At 75.1% G+C, this 20,536-nt stretch carries 18 protein-coding genes; 8 read left to right on the plus strand and 10 right to left on the minus strand.

All coding sequences use genetic code 11. The features are described from left to right. Positions 1 to 104: 104 nt before the first annotated feature. From LN037_RS01765 to LN037_RS01780, 4 genes are read left to right on the plus strand one after another with little or no spacing between them, the layout of a single operon-like run. The gene (locus tag LN037_RS01765) at positions 105 to 1,040 is read left to right on the plus strand and encodes an ACP S-malonyltransferase (protein ID WP_230749228.1); all 936 of its coding nucleotides are present in this window, start codon (positions 105 to 107) and stop codon (positions 1,038 to 1,040) included. Next, a complete protein-coding gene (locus LN037_RS01770) occupies positions 1,037 to 2,020 on the plus strand; it encodes a beta-ketoacyl-ACP synthase III (RefSeq protein WP_230749230.1) in 984 nt (327 codons plus the stop codon). The genes LN037_RS01765 and LN037_RS01770 overlap by 4 nt, the downstream gene beginning before the upstream one ends. Before the next feature lie 37 nt (positions 2,021 to 2,057). Beyond that, positions 2,058 to 2,300: an acyl carrier protein gene (locus LN037_RS01775; protein ID WP_018331414.1), complete on the plus strand. Its 243-nt coding sequence runs from the start codon at positions 2,058 to 2,060 to the stop codon at positions 2,298 to 2,300. Continuing rightward, positions 2,297 to 3,559: a beta-ketoacyl-[acyl-carrier-protein] synthase family protein gene (locus LN037_RS01780; RefSeq protein WP_308286087.1), complete on the plus strand. Its 1,263-nt coding sequence runs from the start codon at positions 2,297 to 2,299 to the stop codon at positions 3,557 to 3,559. The genes LN037_RS01775 and LN037_RS01780 overlap by 4 nt, the downstream gene beginning before the upstream one ends. A gap of 18 nt (positions 3,560 to 3,577) precedes the next feature. Here the strand turns inward: LN037_RS01780 and LN037_RS01785 are convergent, their stop codons facing one another. From LN037_RS01785 to LN037_RS01795, 3 genes are all read right to left on the minus strand, one after another. Beyond that, positions 3,578 to 4,429, minus strand: coding sequence for a hypothetical protein (locus tag LN037_RS01785; RefSeq protein ID WP_230749232.1), 852 nt, complete (start codon positions 4,427 to 4,429; stop codon positions 3,578 to 3,580). 202 nt (positions 4,430 to 4,631) lie between these two features. Then, positions 4,632 to 5,216, minus strand: a complete 585-nt coding sequence (locus LN037_RS01790) for a hypothetical protein (protein WP_230749234.1) — start codon at positions 5,214 to 5,216, stop codon at positions 4,632 to 4,634. A gap of 22 nt (positions 5,217 to 5,238) precedes the next feature. Then, entirely contained in the window at positions 5,239 to 5,736 is a 498-nt protein-coding gene (locus tag LN037_RS01795) for a DUF3145 domain-containing protein (RefSeq protein WP_230749236.1), read from the minus strand. 192 nt (positions 5,737 to 5,928) lie between these two features. On the opposite strand from LN037_RS01795, the gene LN037_RS01800 reads away from it, so the two are divergent. Continuing rightward, entirely contained in the window at positions 5,929 to 7,239 is a 1,311-nt protein-coding gene (locus tag LN037_RS01800) for an MFS transporter (RefSeq protein ID WP_230749237.1), read from the plus strand. A 128-nt stretch (positions 7,240 to 7,367) separates the two neighbouring features. Here the strand turns inward: LN037_RS01800 and LN037_RS01805 are convergent, their stop codons facing one another. Next, positions 7,368 to 7,514 carry a hypothetical protein gene (locus tag LN037_RS01805; protein ID WP_230749238.1) on the minus strand — a complete coding sequence of 49 codons (147 nt, stop codon included), beginning with the start codon at positions 7,512 to 7,514 and terminating at the stop codon, positions 7,368 to 7,370. A gap of 370 nt (positions 7,515 to 7,884) precedes the next feature. Here LN037_RS01805 and LN037_RS33275 point away from each other — a divergent pair, with 370 nt between their 5' ends. After that, positions 7,885 to 9,210, plus strand: coding sequence for a GGDEF domain-containing protein (locus LN037_RS33275; protein ID WP_230749240.1), 1,326 nt, complete (start codon positions 7,885 to 7,887; stop codon positions 9,208 to 9,210). Position 9,211: 1 nt separating this feature from the next. On the opposite strand, the gene LN037_RS01815 is transcribed toward LN037_RS33275, so the two are convergent. Then, the gene (locus LN037_RS01815) at positions 9,212 to 10,393 is read right to left on the minus strand and encodes an acyl-CoA dehydrogenase family protein (protein WP_230749242.1); all 1,182 of its coding nucleotides are present in this window, start codon (positions 10,391 to 10,393) and stop codon (positions 9,212 to 9,214) included. Then, positions 10,371 to 10,841: an NUDIX domain-containing protein gene (locus LN037_RS01820; protein ID WP_230749244.1), complete on the minus strand. Its 471-nt coding sequence runs from the start codon at positions 10,839 to 10,841 to the stop codon at positions 10,371 to 10,373. The genes LN037_RS01815 and LN037_RS01820 overlap by 23 nt, the downstream gene beginning before the upstream one ends. A gap of 48 nt (positions 10,842 to 10,889) precedes the next feature. Between LN037_RS01820 and LN037_RS01825 the strand changes: the two genes are divergently transcribed. Beyond that, positions 10,890 to 11,978 (plus strand): carboxylate-amine ligase, encoded by a 1,089-nt coding sequence (locus LN037_RS01825; protein WP_230749245.1) that lies wholly within the window; start codon positions 10,890 to 10,892, stop codon positions 11,976 to 11,978. On the opposite strand, the gene LN037_RS01830 is transcribed toward LN037_RS01825, so the two are convergent. Further along, positions 11,975 to 13,483 (minus strand): DUF2867 domain-containing protein, encoded by a 1,509-nt coding sequence (locus tag LN037_RS01830; protein ID WP_230749247.1) that lies wholly within the window; start codon positions 13,481 to 13,483, stop codon positions 11,975 to 11,977. The two genes, LN037_RS01825 and LN037_RS01830, sit on opposite strands and share 4 nt — an antisense overlap. Before the next feature lie 32 nt (positions 13,484 to 13,515). Further along, entirely contained in the window at positions 13,516 to 13,731 is a 216-nt protein-coding gene (locus LN037_RS01835) for a hypothetical protein (RefSeq protein WP_230749249.1), read from the minus strand. Positions 13,732 to 14,228: 497 nt separating this feature from the next. Between LN037_RS01835 and LN037_RS01840 the strand changes: the two genes are divergently transcribed. Next, positions 14,229 to 14,483 (plus strand): WhiB family transcriptional regulator, encoded by a 255-nt coding sequence (locus tag LN037_RS01840; RefSeq protein ID WP_230749251.1) that lies wholly within the window; start codon positions 14,229 to 14,231, stop codon positions 14,481 to 14,483. Positions 14,484 to 14,639: 156 nt separating this feature from the next. Here the strand turns inward: LN037_RS01840 and LN037_RS01845 are convergent, their stop codons facing one another. Then, positions 14,640 to 15,560, minus strand: coding sequence for a DUF2188 domain-containing protein (locus tag LN037_RS01845; protein WP_230749252.1), 921 nt, complete (start codon positions 15,558 to 15,560; stop codon positions 14,640 to 14,642). A 95-nt stretch (positions 15,561 to 15,655) separates the two neighbouring features. Further along, positions 15,656 to 20,362: a cation-translocating P-type ATPase gene (locus tag LN037_RS01850; protein WP_230749254.1), complete on the minus strand. Its 4,707-nt coding sequence runs from the start codon at positions 20,360 to 20,362 to the stop codon at positions 15,656 to 15,658. Positions 20,363 to 20,536 lie beyond the last annotated feature (174 nt).

A 20,536-nucleotide genomic window follows, 5' to 3' on the forward strand; every position in this document is an offset into this window, starting at 1 on the left:
CGTCGTCGGGAAGCGTTGTTGTAGGAACCCGACAACGAACACCGGGGAGGATTCGTGACCCGAGTTGCTGCTGCCGACCACCCGGCCGTGATGGAGTACGTGCTGTGATCGCGATCCTCGCGCCCGGCCAGGGCGCCCAGAAGCCGGGGATGCTCGCGCCGTGGCTGGAGCGCCCCGGTGTCCGCGAGCGGCTGGCCGAGTTCTCCGAGGCCGCGGGCCTCGACCTCGAGCACCTCGGCACCGAGGCCGACGCGGACGCGATCGCCGACACCGCCGTGACGCAGCCGCTGCTCGTCGCGAGCGCCCTGCTCTCCTGGGAGGCGCTGCGCGACGAGGCCGGTGACCTGCCCGAGGGCACCGTCGTCGCCGGGCACTCCGTGGGCGAGATCGCCGCCGCCGCGATCGCCGGCGTCCTCGCCGCCGACCGCGCCGTGGCGCTCGCCGCCGTCCGCGGCCGGGAGATGGCCGCCGCGTGCGCGGTGGAACCGACGAGCATGGCGGCGGTCCTCGGTGGGGACTCCAGTGAAGTGCTCGCGGTGCTGTCCTCACACGACCTCGAGCCGGCCAACCGCAACGGGGCCGGTCAGGTCGTCGCGGCCGGACGCACGAGCGACATCGAGGCGCTCGTCGCCGAGCCGCCGGAGGGGGCGCGGGTCCGCCCGCTCGCCGTCGCCGGCGCGTTCCACACCCGCTTCATGGAGCCGGCCGAGAAGGCGCTGGGCTCCTGGGTCACCGAGCACCGCTCCGAGCTGGCCCCGGCCGACCCGACGACGCCGCTGCTCTCCGACGCCGACGGCGCCGTCGTCACCTCCGGGGACGACATGCTCGACCGGCTCGTCGCGCAGGTGACGCTCTCGGTGCGGTGGGACGCCTGCATGGACACCCTGCGCGAGCGCGGCATCACCGCCGCGATCGAGCTCACCCCCGCCGGCACGCTGACCGGGATGGTCAAGCGGCAGATCAAGGGCACCGCCACCGTGAACGTCTCCACCCCCGACCACCTCGGCTCCGCCGTCGAGACCCTGCGGGGCACCTCGTGACCTCCCTGCGCACCGCTCCCCCGGTCGCCGGGGCCCGCATCATCGGTCTCGGCAGCTCCCAGCCCGACCGGGTCGTCACCAACGACGAGCTCGCGCAGCGCGTCGAGACCAACGACGCGTGGATCCGCAGCCGCGTCGGGATCGCCGAGCGCCGGTTCGCCGCCGACACCGACTCGGTGGTGTCCATGGGCGCCGACGCCGGGTCGAAGGCCCTGGCCGACGCCGGGATCGCGCCCACCGACCTCGACGCCGTCATCGTCGCGACCTGCACCATGCCCACCCCCATCCCGAACGCGGCGGCGCAGCTCTCCGACCGCGTCGGGGTCAACGGCATCGCGGCCTTCGACCTCAACGCGGCGTGCGCCGGCTTCTGCTACGGCGTGGGCGTCGGGGCCGACATGATCCGCGCCGGCAGCGCCCGCAACGTGCTCGTCGTCGGGTCGGAGAAGCTCACCGACTGGCTCGACATGGACGACCGCTCGGTCTGCATCATCTTCGCCGACGCCGCGGGCGCCGCGGTGCTGACGGCGGCGGAGACGCCCGAGGAGGTCGGGGTCGGCCCGGTCGTGCTCGGGGCGGCCGGCGACCTCGTCAAGACCATCGGCATCGACGAGCAGAACTACCTGCGCCAGGAGGGCCAGGCGGTCTTCCGCTGGGCCACCACCAAGATCGCGCCGGTGGCGCTGAAGGCGATCGAGCGGGCGGGGCTGACCCCGGCCGACATCGACGTCCTCGTGCCGCACCAGGCGAACCTGCGGATCGTCGAGGCGATCGCGAAGAAGCTGCGCTCCGAGGGGGCGCGGGACGACATGGTCGTCGCCGACGACATCGTGCACTCCGGCAACACCAGCTCCGCGTCGATCCCGATGGCGATCGACCACATGCGCGCCGCGGGGCGCGTGAAGTCGGGGGACGTGGCCCTGCTGGTCGGGTTCGGAGCCGGCCTGTCGTACGGCGGCCAGGTCGTCGTCCTCCCCTAGTCTCCGGCTGCACCACACCCACGAGAAAGGAAACCGAGTGGCTTCCAAGGAAGAGATCCTCCCCGACCTCGCGAGCATCGTCGAGGAGGTGGCCGGCGTCGACGCCTCCGAGGTGACCCCGGAGAAGTCGTTCGTCGACGACCTCGACATCGACTCGCTCTCCATGGTCGAGATCGCCGTGCAGGCCGAGGACAAGTTCGGGGTCAAGATCCCGGACGACGAGCTGGCGAAGCTCACCACCGTGTCCGACGCCGTCGACTACATCTCCTCCCACTCGTGAGCGCCGCCGGCCAGGGGGTCGTCGTCACCGGGATGGGAGCGACGACCCCGCTCGGCGGAGACGTGCAGTCCACCTGGGACGGTCTCCTGGCCGGTGCCAGCGGGACCCGGGAGCTCTCCGAGGACTACGCCCGCTTCGAGCTGCCGGTGAACTTCGCCTCGCAGCTCGCCGTCGAGCCGTCCGAGGTCCTCAAGCGCGTCGAGCTGCGTCGTCTCGACCGGTCCGAGCAGGTCGCCATCATCGCGGCCCGCCAGGCCTGGGAGCACGCCGACCTCGGCGACTACCCCTCGACCGACGGCGGCTCGCCGAAGGTCGACGGGCTCCGGCTCGCCGTCATCATCGGCACCGGCATCGGTGGGGCGACGACCCTGCTGAACCAGGACGACCTGCTCGAGCAGCAGGGTCTGCGCAAGGTCGCGGTCCTGACGATCCCGATGCTCATGCCCAACGGACCCGCCGCGCACGTCGGGCTGGAGTTCGGCGCGGCCGCCGGTATCCACGCGCCCGTGTCGGCCTGCGCCTCCGGCGCCGAGGCGATCGCCTGGGCGTGGCGGATGCTGCAGGCGGACGAGGTCGACGTCGTCGTCGCCGGCGGCGCCGAGGCGTGCATCGCGCCGATCACGCTCGCCGGCTTCTGCCAGGCCCGCACCATGGCGCACGACTGGGACGACCCCACGCAGGCCTCCCGCCCGTTCGACGCGAAGCGCAACGGCTTCGTGCTCGGCGAGGGCGCCGGCATGGTCGTGCTGGAGCGCGCCGAGTTCGCGCAGGCCCGCGGCGCCACGATCCACGGCCGTCTCGCCGGCATCGGCACCAGCGCGGACGCGTACCACATCACGGCCCCCGACCCCGAGGGCACGGGCCAGTCCCGCGCCATCGCGGCGGCCCTGCGGACGGCGGGCCTCGACCCGGCCGACGTCGGGCACGTGAACTGCCACGCGACGTCGACCCCGGTCGGCGACGTGGCGGAGACGGTCGCGGTGCGCAAGGCGATCGGTGACCACCCGGTGCTCACCGCGCCCAAGGGCTCGCTCGGTCACCTGCTCGGCGCCGCCGGTGCCGTGGAGGCGATCGCGACGATCCTCGCCGTCAAGGAGGGCCAGATCCCGCCGACCGCGAACCTCACCGACCTCGACGGCGACGTCGAGCTCGACGTGGTCTCCGGCGAGGCGCGGAAGGTGTCCCTCGACGCCGCGATCAACGACTCGTTCGGCTTCGGCGGGCACAACGTCAGTTTGTGCTTCGCTCGTGAGCACTAAGGGTCGCTATAGCGACCCTTAGTGCTCACCTGCACACCGCGGGCACTCGATGAACTCGCCGTCCCAGCCGAGCTGGACGAGGCGGGTCCACAGGGTGCGCGCGGTGCTGCAGGCGTCGCCGTGGACCTCCTCGTACCCGAAGGTCAGCCGGGCCCGACCCTCCAGCTCGGCCGCGTTGTCCCGCGCCCGGTCGTTGCGGGCCGTCGACCGGTTGGCGTGGAAGATCCAGCCGTCGAGCCGCACGGTGAGGATGCCGAGCGGCATGCGGTACTCCACGTCCTCGTAGCGATTCGTCTCGCCGACCCGGTGCAGCACCTGACGGGCGCCGACCGGGAGGCCGTGCGCTCGTTCGACGTCGATCGCCCAGTCGCCCTCGAGCACCGACCCGACCCCGCTGACGAGCAGTTCCGCTGCCGCCACGAGGGCCTTCCGGTACCGACGCGGTCGTCGGACACCGAGACTCTCGACGAGCTTCGCCGGATCGACTCGCGCCGCAGCCGCACCCGCGGTCAGGCTCCGCATGCCGTCGCGTGCCGTCGGCGCCTCCACCGCCAGGTCGATCAGCGTGACGACCTTCGACGTCAGCGCGAGCCCGTCCCGTTCGATTCCCAGGTGCGCGAAGGCGCGGCTCCGATGCACGACGAGGTCCGCGCAGCCGCGCGCCGACGATCCGTAGGGCACGGTCACGTGGACGGGCAGACCGTCCCTGCCCCCTCGGAGCCCGAGCACGGCGGCCGCCGACTCGTGGCTCAGCAGGGCGGGTCCGCGGATGAAGAGCAGTGCCGCCCAGCGCCACATCTCCGGAGTGGGCTCACCGGTGACCAGGGCGTAGGTGCCATGGAACAGCGGCACCCACCGGCCGGCGGCCACGTGCGCGCGGACCGTGGCCCTCGTCAGGCCCTGGGCGAGGAGTTGTCGGAGGCACGCCACGTCGTGTTGGCCGGTCCGGAGGGTCTGCCATGCCGTCAGTTCGTCCACATGGGCTTGGAGTGACGACCAGGCGAACCGGTTCCATGTGCTTCGCAGGTGAGCACTAAAGGTCGCTATAGCGACCTTTAGTGCTCACCTGGCGTCAGCCACAGGGCGTCCGCAGACTGCTCCCCGCCAACGGCTCGACGATCTTGAGCTGCCCGCGCTCGGTCACGACGGTCAGCGACACCTGCCAGCACAGCCGCGCGGCGGGCACGTCGGGCGGGGCGGCGGCCGGATCCTGCGTGGTGATCCACCCCGTGGGCACGACGTACTCCCCGCCGCCGACCGGGTCGATGCGCCGCAGGATCGGCGACCCGACCTGCACGGTCCGGTTCCGCTCGGCGAACTGCGCCGCGGACACCGATGCCACCGAGGTCGCCGACGAGGTGGACACCCAGCCCACGAAGTCGCCGGCATTCCGGGCGTCGACCTGGCGCTGGACGAGGTCGCGGATCTCGGCCGCGCGGGGGAAGGCGGCGGCCGAGGGCGTGAGGACGACGGTGGGCGGGCCGGCGGACCCGTCGTCGGGAAGGTCGACCCCGGCCAGGGCGGGCCCGGTGTCGCCGAGGGCGTCCCGGGCCGTGCCGGCGGCCCGGGCGGAGAGCAGTGCGGCGACCGTCCCGAGCGTCGCGAGCACGAGCACCAGGGCGATCGGCACGATCACGGCGGGCCGCAGGAGGCGCATGAGGACATCGAACCAGCCCGGATCACCCGACCTGGTGCAGCCACCCCACGGCGGAACCCTCACCGGCGAAGCGGTAGGGCTCGAGGGCGTCGTCCCAGCGGCGGCCGAGCAGCTCGTCGAGACGGTGGTGCAGGGCGTCGGGACCGGTCCGGCGCGCGGCGGCCATCGCCGACCGGAGCTGGTCCTCGCCGATCACGACGTCGCCGTTGGCGCTCGTGCGGCCGTGCCAGAGGCCCAGGCCGGGGACGTGCGAGTACCGCTCACCGTCGGTGCCGGGGCTCGGGTCCTCGGTCACCTCGAACCGGAGCATGCCCCAGGCCCGCAGCGCGCTCACCAGGCGCGCGGCGGTCCCGACCGGCCCCGTCCAGGAGCACTCGGCCCGCATCTGGCCCGGAGCGGCCTCCTGCTTGCTCCAGTCCAGCTGAACACGGGCGTCCAGGACGCCCGAGATGGCCCACTCGACGTGCGGATTGACCGCAGGCGGCGACGAGTGGACGTAGACCACGCCACGGGTGCTCACTGCTGACCTCCGAACGAGACGAGAAGCGTCTTCCCCAACGTCCTCGAACTCGGTCCGCGGCTCGCGATGACCAACCGGTGCAGCAGTGTGCCCTGTGGTGCCCCTGATACGCCAGTGCACCGCGTGCCTCGGCGTGTCGCGGCCGGGGCACCCGTGGATCTCGACCGGCCGTTCGCCTAGCGTCGACGGACGATGACGGGGGGCGACGAACGGAGCGGGGACCGTCCGGCGACCTTCCGCGACGCGCTCGCGGTCCCGGCCTTCCGGCGGCTCTGGCTCGGGCAGCTGCTGTCGATCCTCGGCGACCAGGTCGCCCGCGTCGCGCTGTCCGTCCTCGTCTACCAGCGCACCGCGTCCGCCGCGCTGACGGCGCTGACCTACGCGCTGACGTTCCTGCCCGACCTCGTCGCCGGCCCCCTGCTCTCCGGCCTCGCCGACCGGTACCCGCGGCGTCGGGTCATGGTCGTCACCGACGTGGCGCGGGCGGTGCTGGTGGCCGCCATGGCGATCCCCGGCACCCCGTTGCCGGCCCTGGTCGTCCTCCTCGTGGCGGGCCAGCTGCTCGCCGCCCCGTTCCTCGCGGCGCGCTCGGCGATCCTCCCCCACCTGCTGAGCGGCGACCGGTACGTCGCCGGCAACGCCGTCATCAGCACGACCTACCAGCTCGCCCAGGTCCTCGGCTTCGCCCTCGGCGGCCCGCTCGTCGCCCTCCTCGGGGTCTCCCCCGCGCTCGCCGTGAACGCGGCGACCTTCCTCGTCTCCGCGCTCGTCCTGCGCTTCGGGGTGCCCGAGCAGCAGGCCGCGACTCCCGACGACGCAGCCGAGCACGCCGACCGGGGGTCGGCGCGGGGCGGGCTGCGCGGCGAGGCCGCGCGGGTCGTCGCCGGGGCGCGGATCGTCGGCTCGGACCCACGCCTGCGGTCCCTGATCGGGCTGGCGTGCATCTCCGCGTTCGTCGTCACCGTGGAGGGCCTCGCCGCGCCCTACGCCGCGGAGCTCGGGGCGGGCACCGTCGCCGTCGGCCTGCTGCTCGCGGCCAACCCGCTGGGTCAGGTCCTCGGCATCCTGCTGCTGACCCGGCTCGTCGCGCCCCACCGACGGCCACGGCTCATCGGGCCGCTCGCGGTCGCGTCGTGCGTCCCGCTCGTGGTGTCGGCCCTCGGTCCCCCGCTCTGGGTGCTGCTGCTCGCGTGGGTGGTCTCGGGGATGGCCTGCGCCTACCAGGTCCCGGCCAACGCGACCTTCGTGGTGAGCGTCGACGACGCCCGGCGGGGTCAGGCGTTCGGACTGGCGGTCACGGCCCTGCGGGTCACCCAGGGGGTCGGCGTGCTGCTCGCGGGGCTGCTCGCGCAGCGCACGGCCCCCTCGACGGCGGTGGCGATCGGAGGGGTCGTCGGGATCGTCGTCGCCCTGCTCGCCGCGCGCGCGTGGGCGCGGGCGTCCGCGGAGCCCCCGGCAACCGTGGCCGAACCCGAGGAGGACGTCGCGGACGAGGCGGCATGAGCAGCCGGCCTCCGACGCACGAGAGCCGACCGGTCGCCCGTGGGGGCTCCCGGCCGGCGGCTCGGTGGTGTGCGACGTCGTGCGCGAGGTGCTGCGCGACCCTCTGCGCGACGTGGTGCGACCTGCGGTCAGCGCCAGTGGGCGTCGCGGCTCCAGTTCGAGTCGGCGAAGCTCCAGTTCGAGTCCCGGCTCCAGTTCGAGTCCGCGAAGCTCCAGTTGGAGTCCCGGCTCCAGTTCGAGTCGCGGGTCCAGTTCGAGTCGGACGAGATGCGCATCCGTATGCCTCCGGCAGTCGCAGTGCGTTGTCGTGTGCCCCATCACAGGACGGGTCGGGACGACTCCATCGCGTGACGCTGTCACCTTGCGTGACAGATCCTGGATCCCTCGGCCGAGCGGGCCGCGGGCGGGGCGTGCGGTCGGACGCTCTCAGCCTGAGCGTTGTGGCTATGGGTCACCAGACGGCGACTGGGCGTCAACCATCCAGGTGAGATGACACCAAAGGGTGATCCACTGACCCTCGCCGCGGTGTCGCGCGGTACCGTTCACGGGGTCGGAGGGGGGCTCCGGGACACCGGTGGGACCGCGCGCCCCCGCCCTCCCGGACCCGCCGGAACACGATGCGCAGATCGTCGGAGGCTGCAGAACGTGACCACGCCGCGTGCCCGGCCGGACGGTGCGGGCACTCCGCAGCGTCACCGTGGGGCCCCCGGACGTCGTCCCGATCGCTGGGCGCTCTGGTCCCTGCCGCGGGCCGCGCTGGTGTACGTCCTGCTCATCGACCTCGCGGCCGTGGGCGCCGTGGTGGCCACGGTGAACCTCACCCCGCCGGCACCGCAGGCGTGGCTGATCTGTGCCCTGCTGTTCCTCGGCTCGGCCCTGCACGCGGAGGCCGCCCGCCACATCGAGCGGGTCCGCATCAGCCCCGGCGACAAGCCCTTCATCGACCTCAAGTCGATGTGGACCTTCGCGGGCCTGCTGCTCACCCAGATCGGCCCCTCGCTGGTGCTCGTCACCGCGGTCTTCGCCTACTGGTGGGCCCGCAACGAACGGCGCCCGCCGCCGCACCGCTGGATCTTCTCCTGGGCCACCGTCGTCCTCGGGACCACCGCCGCGGGGCTGCTCCTCGACGGCGTGCAGCGCGACACGCTCCTGCGCGTGGCCGCCGGGCCCGCGGGGCTCGCCCTGATCGCCGTGGCCGCCCTGGTCCGCTGGACGGTCAACCACGGCCTCGTCGTCGGGATCATCCGCCTCGTGTCACCGCGCACCTCGCTGCGCCGGCACTTCGCCAGCCCCGCCGACACCCTCCTCGGGCTCGGCGCGCTCGCCCTCGGGGCCGCGCTCGCCGTCCTCGCGGCGGCGTCGCCCTGGCTCGTCCCGATCCTGCTCGTCCCGGTGATCATGCTGCACCGCGGCGTGCTGGTCGACCAGTTCCGGCACGCGGCCCGCACCGACCCGAAGACCGGCCTCGCCAACGGCGCCGCGTGGGCCGAGGTCGCCGCGAAGGAGATCGCCCGCACCCGGCGGCACGACGGCGGCCTCGCGGTGCTCATGGTCGACCTCGACGAGTTCAAGGCCGTGAACGACCGCCACGGCCACCTGGTCGGCGACGAGGTGCTCCGGGCCGTCGCGGCGGCGCTGTCGGCGGAGGTCCGCGCCTACGACGCGGTCGGCCGCTTCGGCGGCGAGGAGTTCGTGGTGCTCCTGTCCGGGGTCGACGCCGAGGCGGCGACGCTGACCGCGGAGCGCCTGCGCGGCCGCATCGCCGCCATCGACCTCACCGTGCCGACCGCGACCGGGACGCACGCCCGGGTCCGTGGCCTGACCGCCTCGATCGGCTGCGCCCCCTGCCCCGACGGCGGCCGCTCGGTCGACGACCTGCTCGCCGCCGCCGACGGGGCGCTCTACCGCGCGAAGCACGCGGGCCGGAACCGGACGGTCACCGCCGACCCGGCCCGGCCCGACGTCGGGTGAGCTAGCGGAACGCGGCGAGGCCGGTGAGCGCCTGGCCGATCGACAGGGCGTGCATCTCCTCGGTGCCCTCGTAGGTCAGCACGGTCTCGAGGTTCGTCATGTGCCGGAAGACCGGGTACTCGAGGGTGATCCCGTTGCCGCCGAGCACGGTGCGGGCGGTGCGGGCGACGTCGAGGGCCGCGTGCACGTTCGCCATCTTCCCGAAGCTGACCTGGGCCGGGTGCAGCTCGTGGGCGTCCTTGAGCCGGCCGATGCGGGCCGCCGTCAGCGACGCCTGGTTCACCGCCACGACCATCTCGGCGAGCTTGCGCTGGGTGAGCTGGAACCCGGCGATCGGCTTGCCGAACTGCTCGCGGTCCAGCGCGTAGGCCAGCGCCGCCTCGTAGCAGGAGCGGGCCGCGCCCACCGCGCCCCAGAGGATGCCGTAGCGGGCCTCGTTGAGGCACGAGAGCGGGCCCTTGAGGCCGGTGACCTCGGGGAACATCGCATCGGCCGGCAGCCGCACGCCCTCGAGCACGAGCTCGGCGGTCAGCGACGCGCGCAGCGAGAGCTTGTGCTTGACCTCGTTCGCGGTGAACCCGGGGGTGTCGGTCGGCACGACGAAGCCACGGATCCCCGTGCTGCCCTGCTCCGGATCGGTCTGCGCCCACACCACCGCGACGTCGGCGAGCGTCCCGTTCGTGATCCACATCTTGGAGCCGTCGAGCACCCAGTCGTCGCCGTCGCGGCGGGCGCGGGTGCGCATGGAGCCCGGGTCGGACCCGGCGTCGGCCTCGGTGAGCCCGAAGCAGCCGAGCGCCTCGCCGGTGGCCATCCGCGGCAGCCACTGCTGCTTGTGCTCCTCGGAGCCCCAGCGGTGGATCGCGAACATGGCGAGCGAGCCCTGCACCGAGACGAAGGACCGCAGCCCCGAGTCGATCGCCTCCAGCTCGCGGCAGGCCAGGCCGTAGCTGGTCGCGTTGGTGCCGGCGCAGCCGTACCCCTCGAGGTGCATGCCGAGCAGGCCGAGCGCACCGAGCCCCTTCGCGATGTCGCGCGGGAGCGTGTTCGACTCGTACCACTCGGCGATCCGCGGGGCGAGCTCCGCGGTGGCGTAGTCGCGCACCGCGTCGCGGATGTCGCGCTCCTCCGCGCTCAGCTCGGCGTCGACGGCGAGGAAGTCACTGGGGTCCGGAGCAGCCATGGTCCCACGCTAGGTGCTGGGCCCAGAACGCGGCGAATCCCGGGTGGAGGTCCAGGTCACCCACCTCGGCGAGGGGGACCCACCGCAGCTCGGACGCCTCCCCGTCCTGCGGCGTGAGCGGCACGGGCGCGTCCAGCGAGGCGTGCACCGTCGCGTAGCTCCACCCGCCGTGGTCGTCGGTCGAGACGGTCCCGACGACGGGTCGGGCCGGGTCCAGCCCGGTCTCCTCCGCCGTCTCGCGCAGGGCGGTCTCGACGGCGGACTCGCGCTCGTCGCGGGCGCCGCCGGGGATGCCCCAGGTGTTGCCGTGGTGGCTCCAGAAGATGCGGTGCGCGAGCAGCAGGTGCTCCTCGGCGACGAGGAGGAGCCCCGCCGCCCCGTAGCGACCCCAGTGCCGGTGGCCCTCACCGCAGACCACCCAGCCGTCCCCGTTCGCGCCCCGCGCCACCCGAGTCTCCCGTTCGTCCGCCCGTCCCTGCTGGGAACATCCCCCGTCGTGGACGCATCGACACGGCGCATGGGCGTCGAGGAGGAGCTGCTGCTCGTCGATCCCGACGACGGCACCCCGCTCGGCCTCGCCCCCGCGGTCCTGCCCGCCGCCGACGACCTCGACGGGGAGATGCGCGCCGAGCAGGTGGAGACGGGGTCGGTCCCGCACGTCGACGCCGGGGCGCTCGCGGCCGACCTGCGTCGCCGGCGGGCCGACGCGGCGCGCGCCGCGAGGACGTCCGGCGCGGCGGTCGCGGCGCTGGCGACCTCGCCGGTCCCGCCCGGCCCCGCCACGTCGGTCGAGGGCCGCTACGGGCGCATCCTGGAGCGCTTCGGGGCGATCGCCACCGCCCAGCTCACCAACGGGCAGCACGTCCACGTGGAGATCGCCTCGCGCGAGGAGGGCGTCGGGGTCCTCGACCGGCTCGGGGCGTGGCTGCCCGTGCTGCGTGCCCTGTCGGCCAACTCGCCGTTCTGGCGGGGCGAGGACACCGGGTACGCGAGCTACCGGTCGCTGGTCTGGGCGCGGATGCCCTCGGCCGGACCGTCCGCGGTGTTCGGCTCGGTGGACGCGTACGACGCGGCCGTGACGGCGATGGTCGCGACGGACACGATCGTCGACGACGGGATGGTCTACTTCGACGCCCGGCTGGCCGCGCACTTCCCGACCGTGGAGGTCCGGGTCACCGACGTCTCGCTCACCGTCGACGACGCGGTGACGATCGCCCTGCTGGCCCGGGCCCTCGTGACGACCGCCGCGACCGCGTGGGCGGAGGGCGGGCCGCCGACCCCGACGCCGGTGGAGGTGCTGCGGCTCGCGCACTGGCGCGCCGCGCGCTCCGGGTGCGTCGGGTCGGGCGAGACCGGGGTCCTCGTGCACCCCGTGTCGGGCCGCCCGGTCCCGGCCCGCGAGGCGGTGTCGGCGCTGCTCGAGCACGTCGACGCGGCGCTCGGGGCCGACCGGGACTCGGTGCACGACGGGGTGCGGCGCGTCCTGGACGGGACGACGGGCGCGGCGGCCCAGCGGACGGCGTTCGCGTCGGGCGGCCTGCAGGAGGTGGTGCGCTCCGCACAGGTGGGCACGGACGGCCGCTAGGACGACCCCGTCCGCTCTCCGGCGCGCAGCGCACCGCGCGCCATCGGTCCGAACACCAGGGGCGCACCGACGCGCAGCCCCGCGCCGTAGGCGACGCCCGCGAGCCCGGAGGGGGCGAAGGCGACCTCGAGGGTCAGGGCCGCCCCTCCCCCGCCGTCGGGACGCACCGTGAAGGTGAGCCAGAGGCGCCCCGGCACCTTGAGGTCGGCGCGCAGCCGCAGCGAGCGCAGGCCGTCGTCGTGGGTGAGGGCCTCGACCCGCCACCCGTCGATGACGTCCCCGACCACGAGGTCCCGCCCGTGCGGGCGCCCGCGGTAGCCGCCGACGCCGCCCAGCAGCTGGTCGGCCCAGCCGAGGGCGCCGAACACGCCGGGCGGGGCGTACCAGCCGGTGTCGCCGCCGATACGTTGCACCGCGGCCCACACCCGGTCCGCGGGCGCGCTGCCGCGGGCCGTCGTCGACCACCGCCACGTGGCGCCGCCGGAGCCGACGGGGTCGGACGGCAGCGCGAGCGCGGCGGGGCGGCCCGGCTGGCCGAGCACGGGGGTCGGGTCGCGGTCCGCGGGGTCGACGCCGTCGCGCCGGCGGCCGAGCGCCGCGCGCACCGCGGCGCCGTAGGTGGTCGGGCCCCCGGGTGGGTCCCCGAGCAGGCGCCGGGCGTCGGCGAGCGACTCCGGGTCGCACACCAGCTCGTGGCGCAGCGACTCGATCAGCGGCTCGACGAGGCGGCGCGGCAGCGGCGAGAGCAGCTCCATCGCCATCGCCGCCACGGTCGGCCCGCCGGGCGGGACGGGGAGCGGGACCGGGACGGCGACGCGCTGCGGGAGCCCCGCGAGGCGGGCGTAGCGCTGCACCAGGTCGAGGTAGGTCAGCACGTCGGGGCCGCCCACCTCCAGGCGCCGGTCCACGTCGGCCGGCAGGTCGGTGGCGGCGACGAGGGCGTGGAGCACGTCGTCGACCGCGATGGGCTGCGTGCGGTGCGCGAGCCACGGGATGCCGGGCAGCACGGGGACCCGTTCGGCGAGGTAGCGGATCATCTCGAAGCTCGCCGAGCCGGACCCCACGACGATGCCGGCCTCCAGCGCCGCCGTCGGGACGGGCGAGGCGAGGAAGATGTCGGCGACCTCGGCGCGGGAGGCGAGGTGCCGCGACGCCGGGGCGCCCGGGCCGGGACGCAGGCCCCCGAGGTAGACGAGTCGACCCACGCCCGCGGCGGAGGCCGCGGTCGCCACGGCGTGCGCGGCCGCGCGGTCCCGCTCCGGGAAGTCGGACTGCTCCAGGGCGTGCGCGAGGTGCACGACGACGTCGGCGCCGGCCACCAGGTGCTCGATGGCGTCCGGCTCCTCGAGCGAGCCCGGGACCACGTCGACCTCGCCGGCCCAGCCCGTCAGCGCGAGCTTGCGCGGTGAGCGCACGAGCACCGCGACCGCGTCCCCCCGGGCCAGCAGGCGGGGCACGAGACGGGTCCCGAGGTAGCCGGTGGACCCGATGACGGCGCAGCGCATCCGATCATCCTGGCGGGAGCCGGCCGGTCGCGTCATCCGCGGACGTTCGGCTTGCCCTCCCGGTCCGCCCAGCGCTGGTCGATGCCGATGATGCTCGGCCGCCCGTTGAAGATGCGGACCACCTGCCAGAGCCCGACCACGCCGAGCACCAGGCCGATCAGCGGGTGGTGCAGGACGAAAGCGACGAGGGAACCGGCGCAGATCCCGCCGACCACGATGTCACGCAGCGCCAGGACGATCGCCCGCATGTCCACGCTCCGCCCGGGTCGGGTGTCATCGGTATCACCGGTCAGTGTGCCCCCCGACGGGAGTTGATGCACGTACGGTGGTCCACGCGAGATCGTCACCGACCGCGACCGTGATCAGTGGTGCGAATCACAGTTCACCCGGACGCCGATCGGGACGACACTCGTTTGTTCGCGATGTTGTCCGGATATTCATGAAGGCCGGACGGCGCCGCGAGCGCTGTCGGTCCGAGATCGCTGTGCATCGACGGGAAACCGTTGGACGCGCACGCGGATCGGGCGGCTTGATGTCACAGGCGGCAGCGGTTCCATCCAGGGATCGTTCTGCGGCCGGCATCGGCGTGTCCTGGCTGGCAGCACCCATCGACGACTGACCCCGTCACGGCGTCCGTACCACGGCGCCGGGCGCGTGAGCGTGCGCACGCGCCTCGACGGACGCACGACCGCGCGCGGCGACACGACAGGCGACACAGGCGACATCGGAAAGGACAGCAGGACCCATGGACTGGGAGCTCGCGGCCTGCCGCGACCACGACCCCGAACTCTTCTTCCCCGTCGGCACCGAGGGCCCCGGGGCGGAGCAGCTGACCGCCGCGAAGTTCATCTGCGGTACCTGCCCGCTCCAGGCCGCGTGCCTGCGCTGGGCGCTCGACACCGGCCAGGAGGCCGGCGTGTGGGGCGGCACCTCGGAGGAGGACCGCCGCGACATGCGTCGCGCGCGCCTCTCCGGCCGCTCCGTCGGCGTCAGCGCCTGACGGTTCGACTCGCACGCAGGGCCCGCCCCCGGTTCGCCGGGAGCGGGCCCTTCGTCGTGTCCGGGGTCGCACACGGCGCGGGGTCCGACCCCGGACGCGCGAAGGGCCCCTCCGGTCGGACACGTCGACCGGAGGGGCCCTTGGCGCAGAGCGGGATCAGCGGCGGCCCGTGACCTTCCGGGCGGCGCCGGAGAGCACCTGACCGCCGGCGGAGACGACGGCGCCGGTGACGCTGAACGCCGTGCGGACCGCGAAACTCGCGACCTGACCGGCGATGCGCACCGGGTTGTACGACGGCGCGGCCGCGTTCGCCTGCCGGGTGGCCTCCTCGACCGCGGCGTCGACCTTGCGGGCCTGCGCCTCGGTGACGCTCGCGATGTTGCCGGCGAGGTCGTCGCCGACGGTGTTGAGCTCCTGGTCGACGCCCTGGCTCACGCGGGCCGCGCGGTCGCCGCCCTCGACGGCCTTCTCGCCCGCCTCCTCGGCGGCCGCCCCGACCGTCTGGCCGGCGCGCTTGCCGGCCCGCGCGGTGTCCTTGGCGATGCGCTCGCCCGCCCGGCCCGTGGTCTCGGCGACCTGCTTGCCGCTGGTCTGCGCGATCGTCGCGGCGTCCTCGGCCGCGGCCTTCGGGGCCTTGCCGTTCGTGGCGGCCTTCGCCTCCTCGACGACGCCCTCGGCCCCGGCCTGTGCCTGGGCGGAGGCCTTCTTCGCCGAGGTCTCGGCGCGGTCGGCGACCTTCTCGCCGGTCGCCTTCGCGTCGGACGTGACCGCCTGCGCGGTCCTGCCCGCCTTGTCGGCGGCGGCCCGACCGGTGGCCCGGGCGCCCGCTGCGGTGGCCTTCGCGGCGTTCTTCGGCGCCTCGGTGGCGGTGTCCGCGCCCGCCTTCACCGTCTGGGTCTCGCGGACCTTGCCGTCGGTGCCGTAGACGACGACCTTGCCGCCGCCGTCCTTCGACACGATCTCGGTCGCCCGGGCGACGGCCTCGACCTGCGTCGGCGCCTTCGCGCTCGCGCGCTGGGCGCCCTTCTTCAGCACCTGCCAGCCGTCGTCGGTCGGCTTCACGTCGCGGTCGGCCATGGCGGTTCCCACTACTCCCTGGTTCCGGGTGCGTTGTCACGCACAGTGTTCCCCGCCTGCGACCTGCACAAACACCGTGGGGTGATCAGCGCCACTCACCCGGTCAGTGCAGCCGTGGCCTTCTCCTGCAGCTCCAGGTACCGCGCGCCCGCCTCGTCCCGGACCTCGGCGAGCCGCTCGAGCAACGCCGCGAGCGCGGACCCCTCGGGGGCGACCACGTCGCCGTAGCGGCGGACCAGTTCCGGCCCGACGATCGACGCGGCCGTCGCGACCGCGGCCGATCCCGCGGCCTGGCCCCACGCGATCGGGCCCAGCGGGGTGCAGCCGAAGAACTGGCTCACGCCCGGCGTCTGGACGACCGCGAAGAGCGCCCCGGCCGAGACCACGGAGGCCCCGACCACCAGCGGGCTGCGGTGCCCGCCCGCGGCCACGGTCTGCCCCAGCTGCGTCCCGACGAGGGCCGCCAGCGCGACCGTGCGGGCGCGGGCCGGGCTGCCGTACGGGGTGGCCTGGGCCTGGATCCACGCCAGCGAGGCGCCGCCGGCGGTGGCCGCGGCCCGCAGCCCGATCTCGCGGTTCAGGGCGTCGCCCAGCGAGGCCTCGGGCCCCTCGGCGAGCAGCGACCGGGCGTCGCCGGGCGCCGGGGCGCGGACGGCGAGCGCGAGCGACGGCGCGAGGTCGGTGAGCAGGTTGACCAGCAGCAGCTGCCGGGCCGTGAGCGGTGACGTGCCCGTCGTCGAGGCGCCCAGCACGGTGAAGGCGATCTCGCCGATGTTGCCGCCGACGAGCACGCCGAGCGCCTCGCGGACCGACGCCCACATCGCGCGGCCCTCGACGAGCGCCGCGAGGATCGTCTCGAGCCGGTCGTCGGTGACGACGAGGTCCGCCGCCGCACGGGCCGCGGGGGTGCCGCGGCGGCCGAGGGCGATGCCCACGTCCGCCAACCGGATCGCCGGCGCGTCGTTGGCCCCGTCGCCGGTCATGGCGACCGTGCGGCCGAGGCGCTGGAAGGCCTGGACGGCCCGCACCTTGTGCGCGGGCGTGCCGCGGGCGACCACGCGCACGGAGGGCAGGACCGCGTCGAGCGCGTCGTCGTCGAGCTCGTCCATCTCCTGGCCGGTGATGACGATGCCGCGCGTCGGGTTCCCCGTCGCTGCGCTCGCCCCGCCGAGGACGTCGAGCTCCTCCGCGACGGCCTCCGCGGTCGAGGGGTGGTCCCCGGTGATCATGACGACCTGCACCCCGGCCTCGCGCAGGTCGCGGACCGTGGCCTGCGACCCGGCGCGCACCGGGTCGGTGAAGCCGACGAAACCCACGAAGCTGAGGTCGGCCACGTCGTCGTCGGTGACCTCGAGCCCGTCCTCGGGGCGGTCCCCCCACGGCTCCGACCGCTCGGCCACCGCGAGCACGCGCATGCCCTGGCCGGCGAGCAGGTCGGTGTGCTCGACGAGCCGCTGACGGGCCTCGTCGTCGAGCTCGGTCCCGGCCCAGTCCACGCACCGGGCGATGACGACCTCGGGGGCGCCCTTGACCGAGAGCACCTGCTCCTTGACGCCCTCCTCGGTCCGCGCCTCCCCGAGGGTGGCGTGGTAGCCGCGGCTGGGGTCGAAGTCGAGCGACGCGACCGGCCACCAGGCGGTGCGCTTGTGCTCGGGGTCGACGTCGAAGGACTGCGCCCCGAACACGACGGCACGGTCGGTGAGGTGGGCGAGCCGCTCCCCCGGCTTCGGGCGCGGGGTCGCCCGCAGGGCCGCGGCGAGGACGCGTCGCTGGCGCTTGCGGAGCCGGTCGGTGGGCCGCAGCTTGACGCCGTCGGAGATCGCGGAGAGCGCCAGCTTGCCCTCGGTGAGGGTGCCGGTCTTGTCGAAGCACAGGACGTCGACCCGGCCGACCGCCTCGATGGTCTTCGGGTTCCGGACGAGGGCCCCTTCCGCGCTCAGGCGGCGCGCGGAGGCCAGCTGGGCGGCGGAGACGATGAACGGCAGACCCTCGGGCACCGAGGCGACGGCGAGACCGACGCCGGAGTGCAGGTTCTGGTTCATCGGCAGCCCGCGGACGGCGCCCGCACCCACCACCGCGGCCGCGGAGGCCAGCGCGAGGGGGGTGGTGATCTTCGTGATGCCGGAGAGCCGCTGGTCCACCCCGGCGACCGGGGCGTTGGCCCGGGCCGCGGCGGTCGAGCGGCCGACCTCGGTCGACGAGCCGGTGGCCACGACGACCGCCCGGCCACGACCGGTGGCCACGGTGGTGCCCTCGTAGAGCATCGAGCGCCGGTCGGCCACCGAGCGGGCGATGACGGGCGCGGCGGTCTTCGGCACCGGCAGCGACTCGCCGGTCAGCGACGACTCGTCGAGCTCGAGCGCGTCGGCGCGCAGCACGCGGCAGTCGGCGGGGACGACGTCGTCCGGGCCGAGCTCGACCACGTCGCCGACGACCACGTCGTCCGCGGTCACGGTGGTGGGCACGCCGTCGCGCAGGACGCGGGTCCGGGTGGACGAGCGCTCCAGGAGCCCGGCCACGGCGCGGTCGGTGACCACGCGCTGCACCCCGCCGATGAGCGCGGACGCCGCGGTCACGCCGACGACGATCGCGGCGTCCGCGATCGCGCCGATGGCGGCGGAGAGCACGGCGCCGCCGGCCAGCACGGGCGTGAGCGGGTTGTTGAGCTCGTCGATGAAGGCCCGGCCGAGCGAGGTGGACTCCTCGGCGGCCGCCGGGTCCTCCCGGACGCGGCGGGCGGCCTCCGCGGACGACAGCCCGCGATCGGAGGCGTCCAGGCGGGTCAGCACGGTCTCGGCGGGCATGACGTGCCACGGCGTCCGCGAGACCCCGGGGACGAGCGTCTTGCGGCCCAGTTCGGAGGCCGACCAGGCGCCCGCGCCGAGCGCGACACCGGCCGCGCCGTTGACCGCGAGGCCGGCGAGGGACGCACCGCGGGGCGCGGTGCCCGCCGTGGCCATCGCGGCGCCGAGCACGGTGCCGGCGCGGGCCAGCGCCACGGAACGCCCGGACGTCGCCTTCGCGACCTTGACACCCTCGATCAGCAGCGCCGCCGTGGCCAGGTCGTCGCCGACGAGGACGTGCGCGCCCCAGGCCGGGATCCCGTCGGCCCGGGTGACGCCGATGCCGAGGTCGGCCGCGGCGAGCGCCCGGCGGTCGCGGGAGACGACGAGCACGCCGGCGCCCTCGACCTGCAGCATCCGCACTGCGGCGGCCAGGCCCGAGCCGCCGGGGACCTGCCGGTCGACGGTGCGTCGGGTGGCGGGCACGGCGCCGTCCGCGCCCGGCAGCCCGGCGGCGTCGTCGGCCGCGTCGGCGGCGGGCGCGGGCTCGTCCGTCCCGACGACGAGCGTCAGGCCGGCCCGGCGGGCGGCCGCGCCGAGCGCCTCGGCGGCCGCGGCGGGCTCGGGCAGGGCGCCGACGACGGCGACCAGGGCCCGGTCGCCGGGGCTGCCGTGGGACAGGCCGAGCACGACCGTGGCCCCGTCGGTGTGCAGCGCGTCGACCGCCTCGGCGACGACGGGCTCGTCCTCCCGGCCCACGGGCAGCGGGGCGAGCGACCAGCCGGCGTGGTGGGTGACGGTGCCCGACGCGTCGGAGGGGTCGAACAGCTCGTGCACCAGCGGCGTGAGCGACTCGACCGAGACGGGCGTCCCGTCCGGGGCGGTGAGGCCCTCCCCGTCGACGAGCACGAGGTCCCCGAGCATGAGTGCCCCGGTGGTCAGCGCGGACGCGTCGAGGACGACCGTGTCGATCCGGTCCATCCGCCGCAGCACGGTGGGCTCGACGACGACGGCGCCGCGGCGGGACAGGACGCGACCGAACGTCGTCGCGAATCCCTCGCGGCCCATCCGGCCGGCCTTGGGCAGCGTCGACAGGGCCACCCCGACGGCCCGGCGCGGGCCGCCGAGCGCGAGCGTGGTGCCGAACCCGCCGAGCGCGGCGAGACCCACGTGGTCGCCGTGGCGCTCGACCGGACCGGTCGGGAACGGCACGGGGCGGGCGTCGAGCGTCAGCGCGTCGTCGGCGGGCACGCCGACCTGCTCGGGATCGGCCAGCAGACGGGGCTCGGCGCGCGTGAAGGCGTCGGCGGCGGCGCGGGCCTCGGCGATCTGCAGGGCGCGGTAGGCGGCGTCGACGAGCAGGCCGGTGGAGCCCTGCCCCAGGCCCTGGCCCGCGGCGTTGGTGAGCGCGAGCAGGATGTCGGCGCGCTGGCGGCCGAGCGCCCGCTCGACGGCGGCCCGCAGCCGCGGCTGGTGGTCGACGAACGAGGCCGCCGACGCGAGCTCCACGGGCAGCGGGGTGCGGCGCAGGACCGAGCCGATCCCGGCGGCGCCGAGCCCGGCGAGGTCGGCCGCGAAGGTGGTCAGGGCCTGCGACACCGCGGTCGGCGAGTGCCCGCCCGCGGGGTGCGCGGCGCCGTCGGTGACGGCCTCCTGCTCCTCCAGCACCTCGACCAGGTCGACGAGGTCGTCGACGGTCTCGTCGAGCCCGTCGGGGGCCGGGCCGTCCTCGGCCAGCGACACGACGACGACGCCCAGCGCGGCGTTCACGCTCGCCCAGTCGACGGCGGGGTGCGCCGTCAGGGCCTTCTCCACCGCCCGCAGCAGCTCCGAGCCGGCCTCGCGCGACGTCGCGGGCACGCCGATGTGGACGCGGCCGTCACCGCGCCACACCCGCCGTCCCCGGTACCGCGAGGGGTCCAGGGCGTCGACCGCGGCCCGGGCGACGCCCAGGGGGTCGGCCAGCCGCGCCAGCAGGGAGCGGGGGCGGTGCGGGGCGTCCGTCGGGTCGGGGTGCATGGGGGTGGTGACTCGTCCTCTCGACAGCACGACGTGCGGGGTCGGGGCGCCCCTGCGGTGAAGCGCGCGATGGCGGTACCGGGGTGGTTCTCTTCCCGGTGTACTCGGCGGTGGAAACGCCGGTGTCCTGCGGCGATCGGAGATCCAGGCTACTCCGGGACCCTGCAGGACCGA

Source organism: Actinomycetospora soli, from assembly GCF_021026295.1.
Classification (GTDB): domain Bacteria; phylum Actinomycetota; class Actinomycetes; order Mycobacteriales; family Pseudonocardiaceae; genus Actinomycetospora; species Actinomycetospora soli.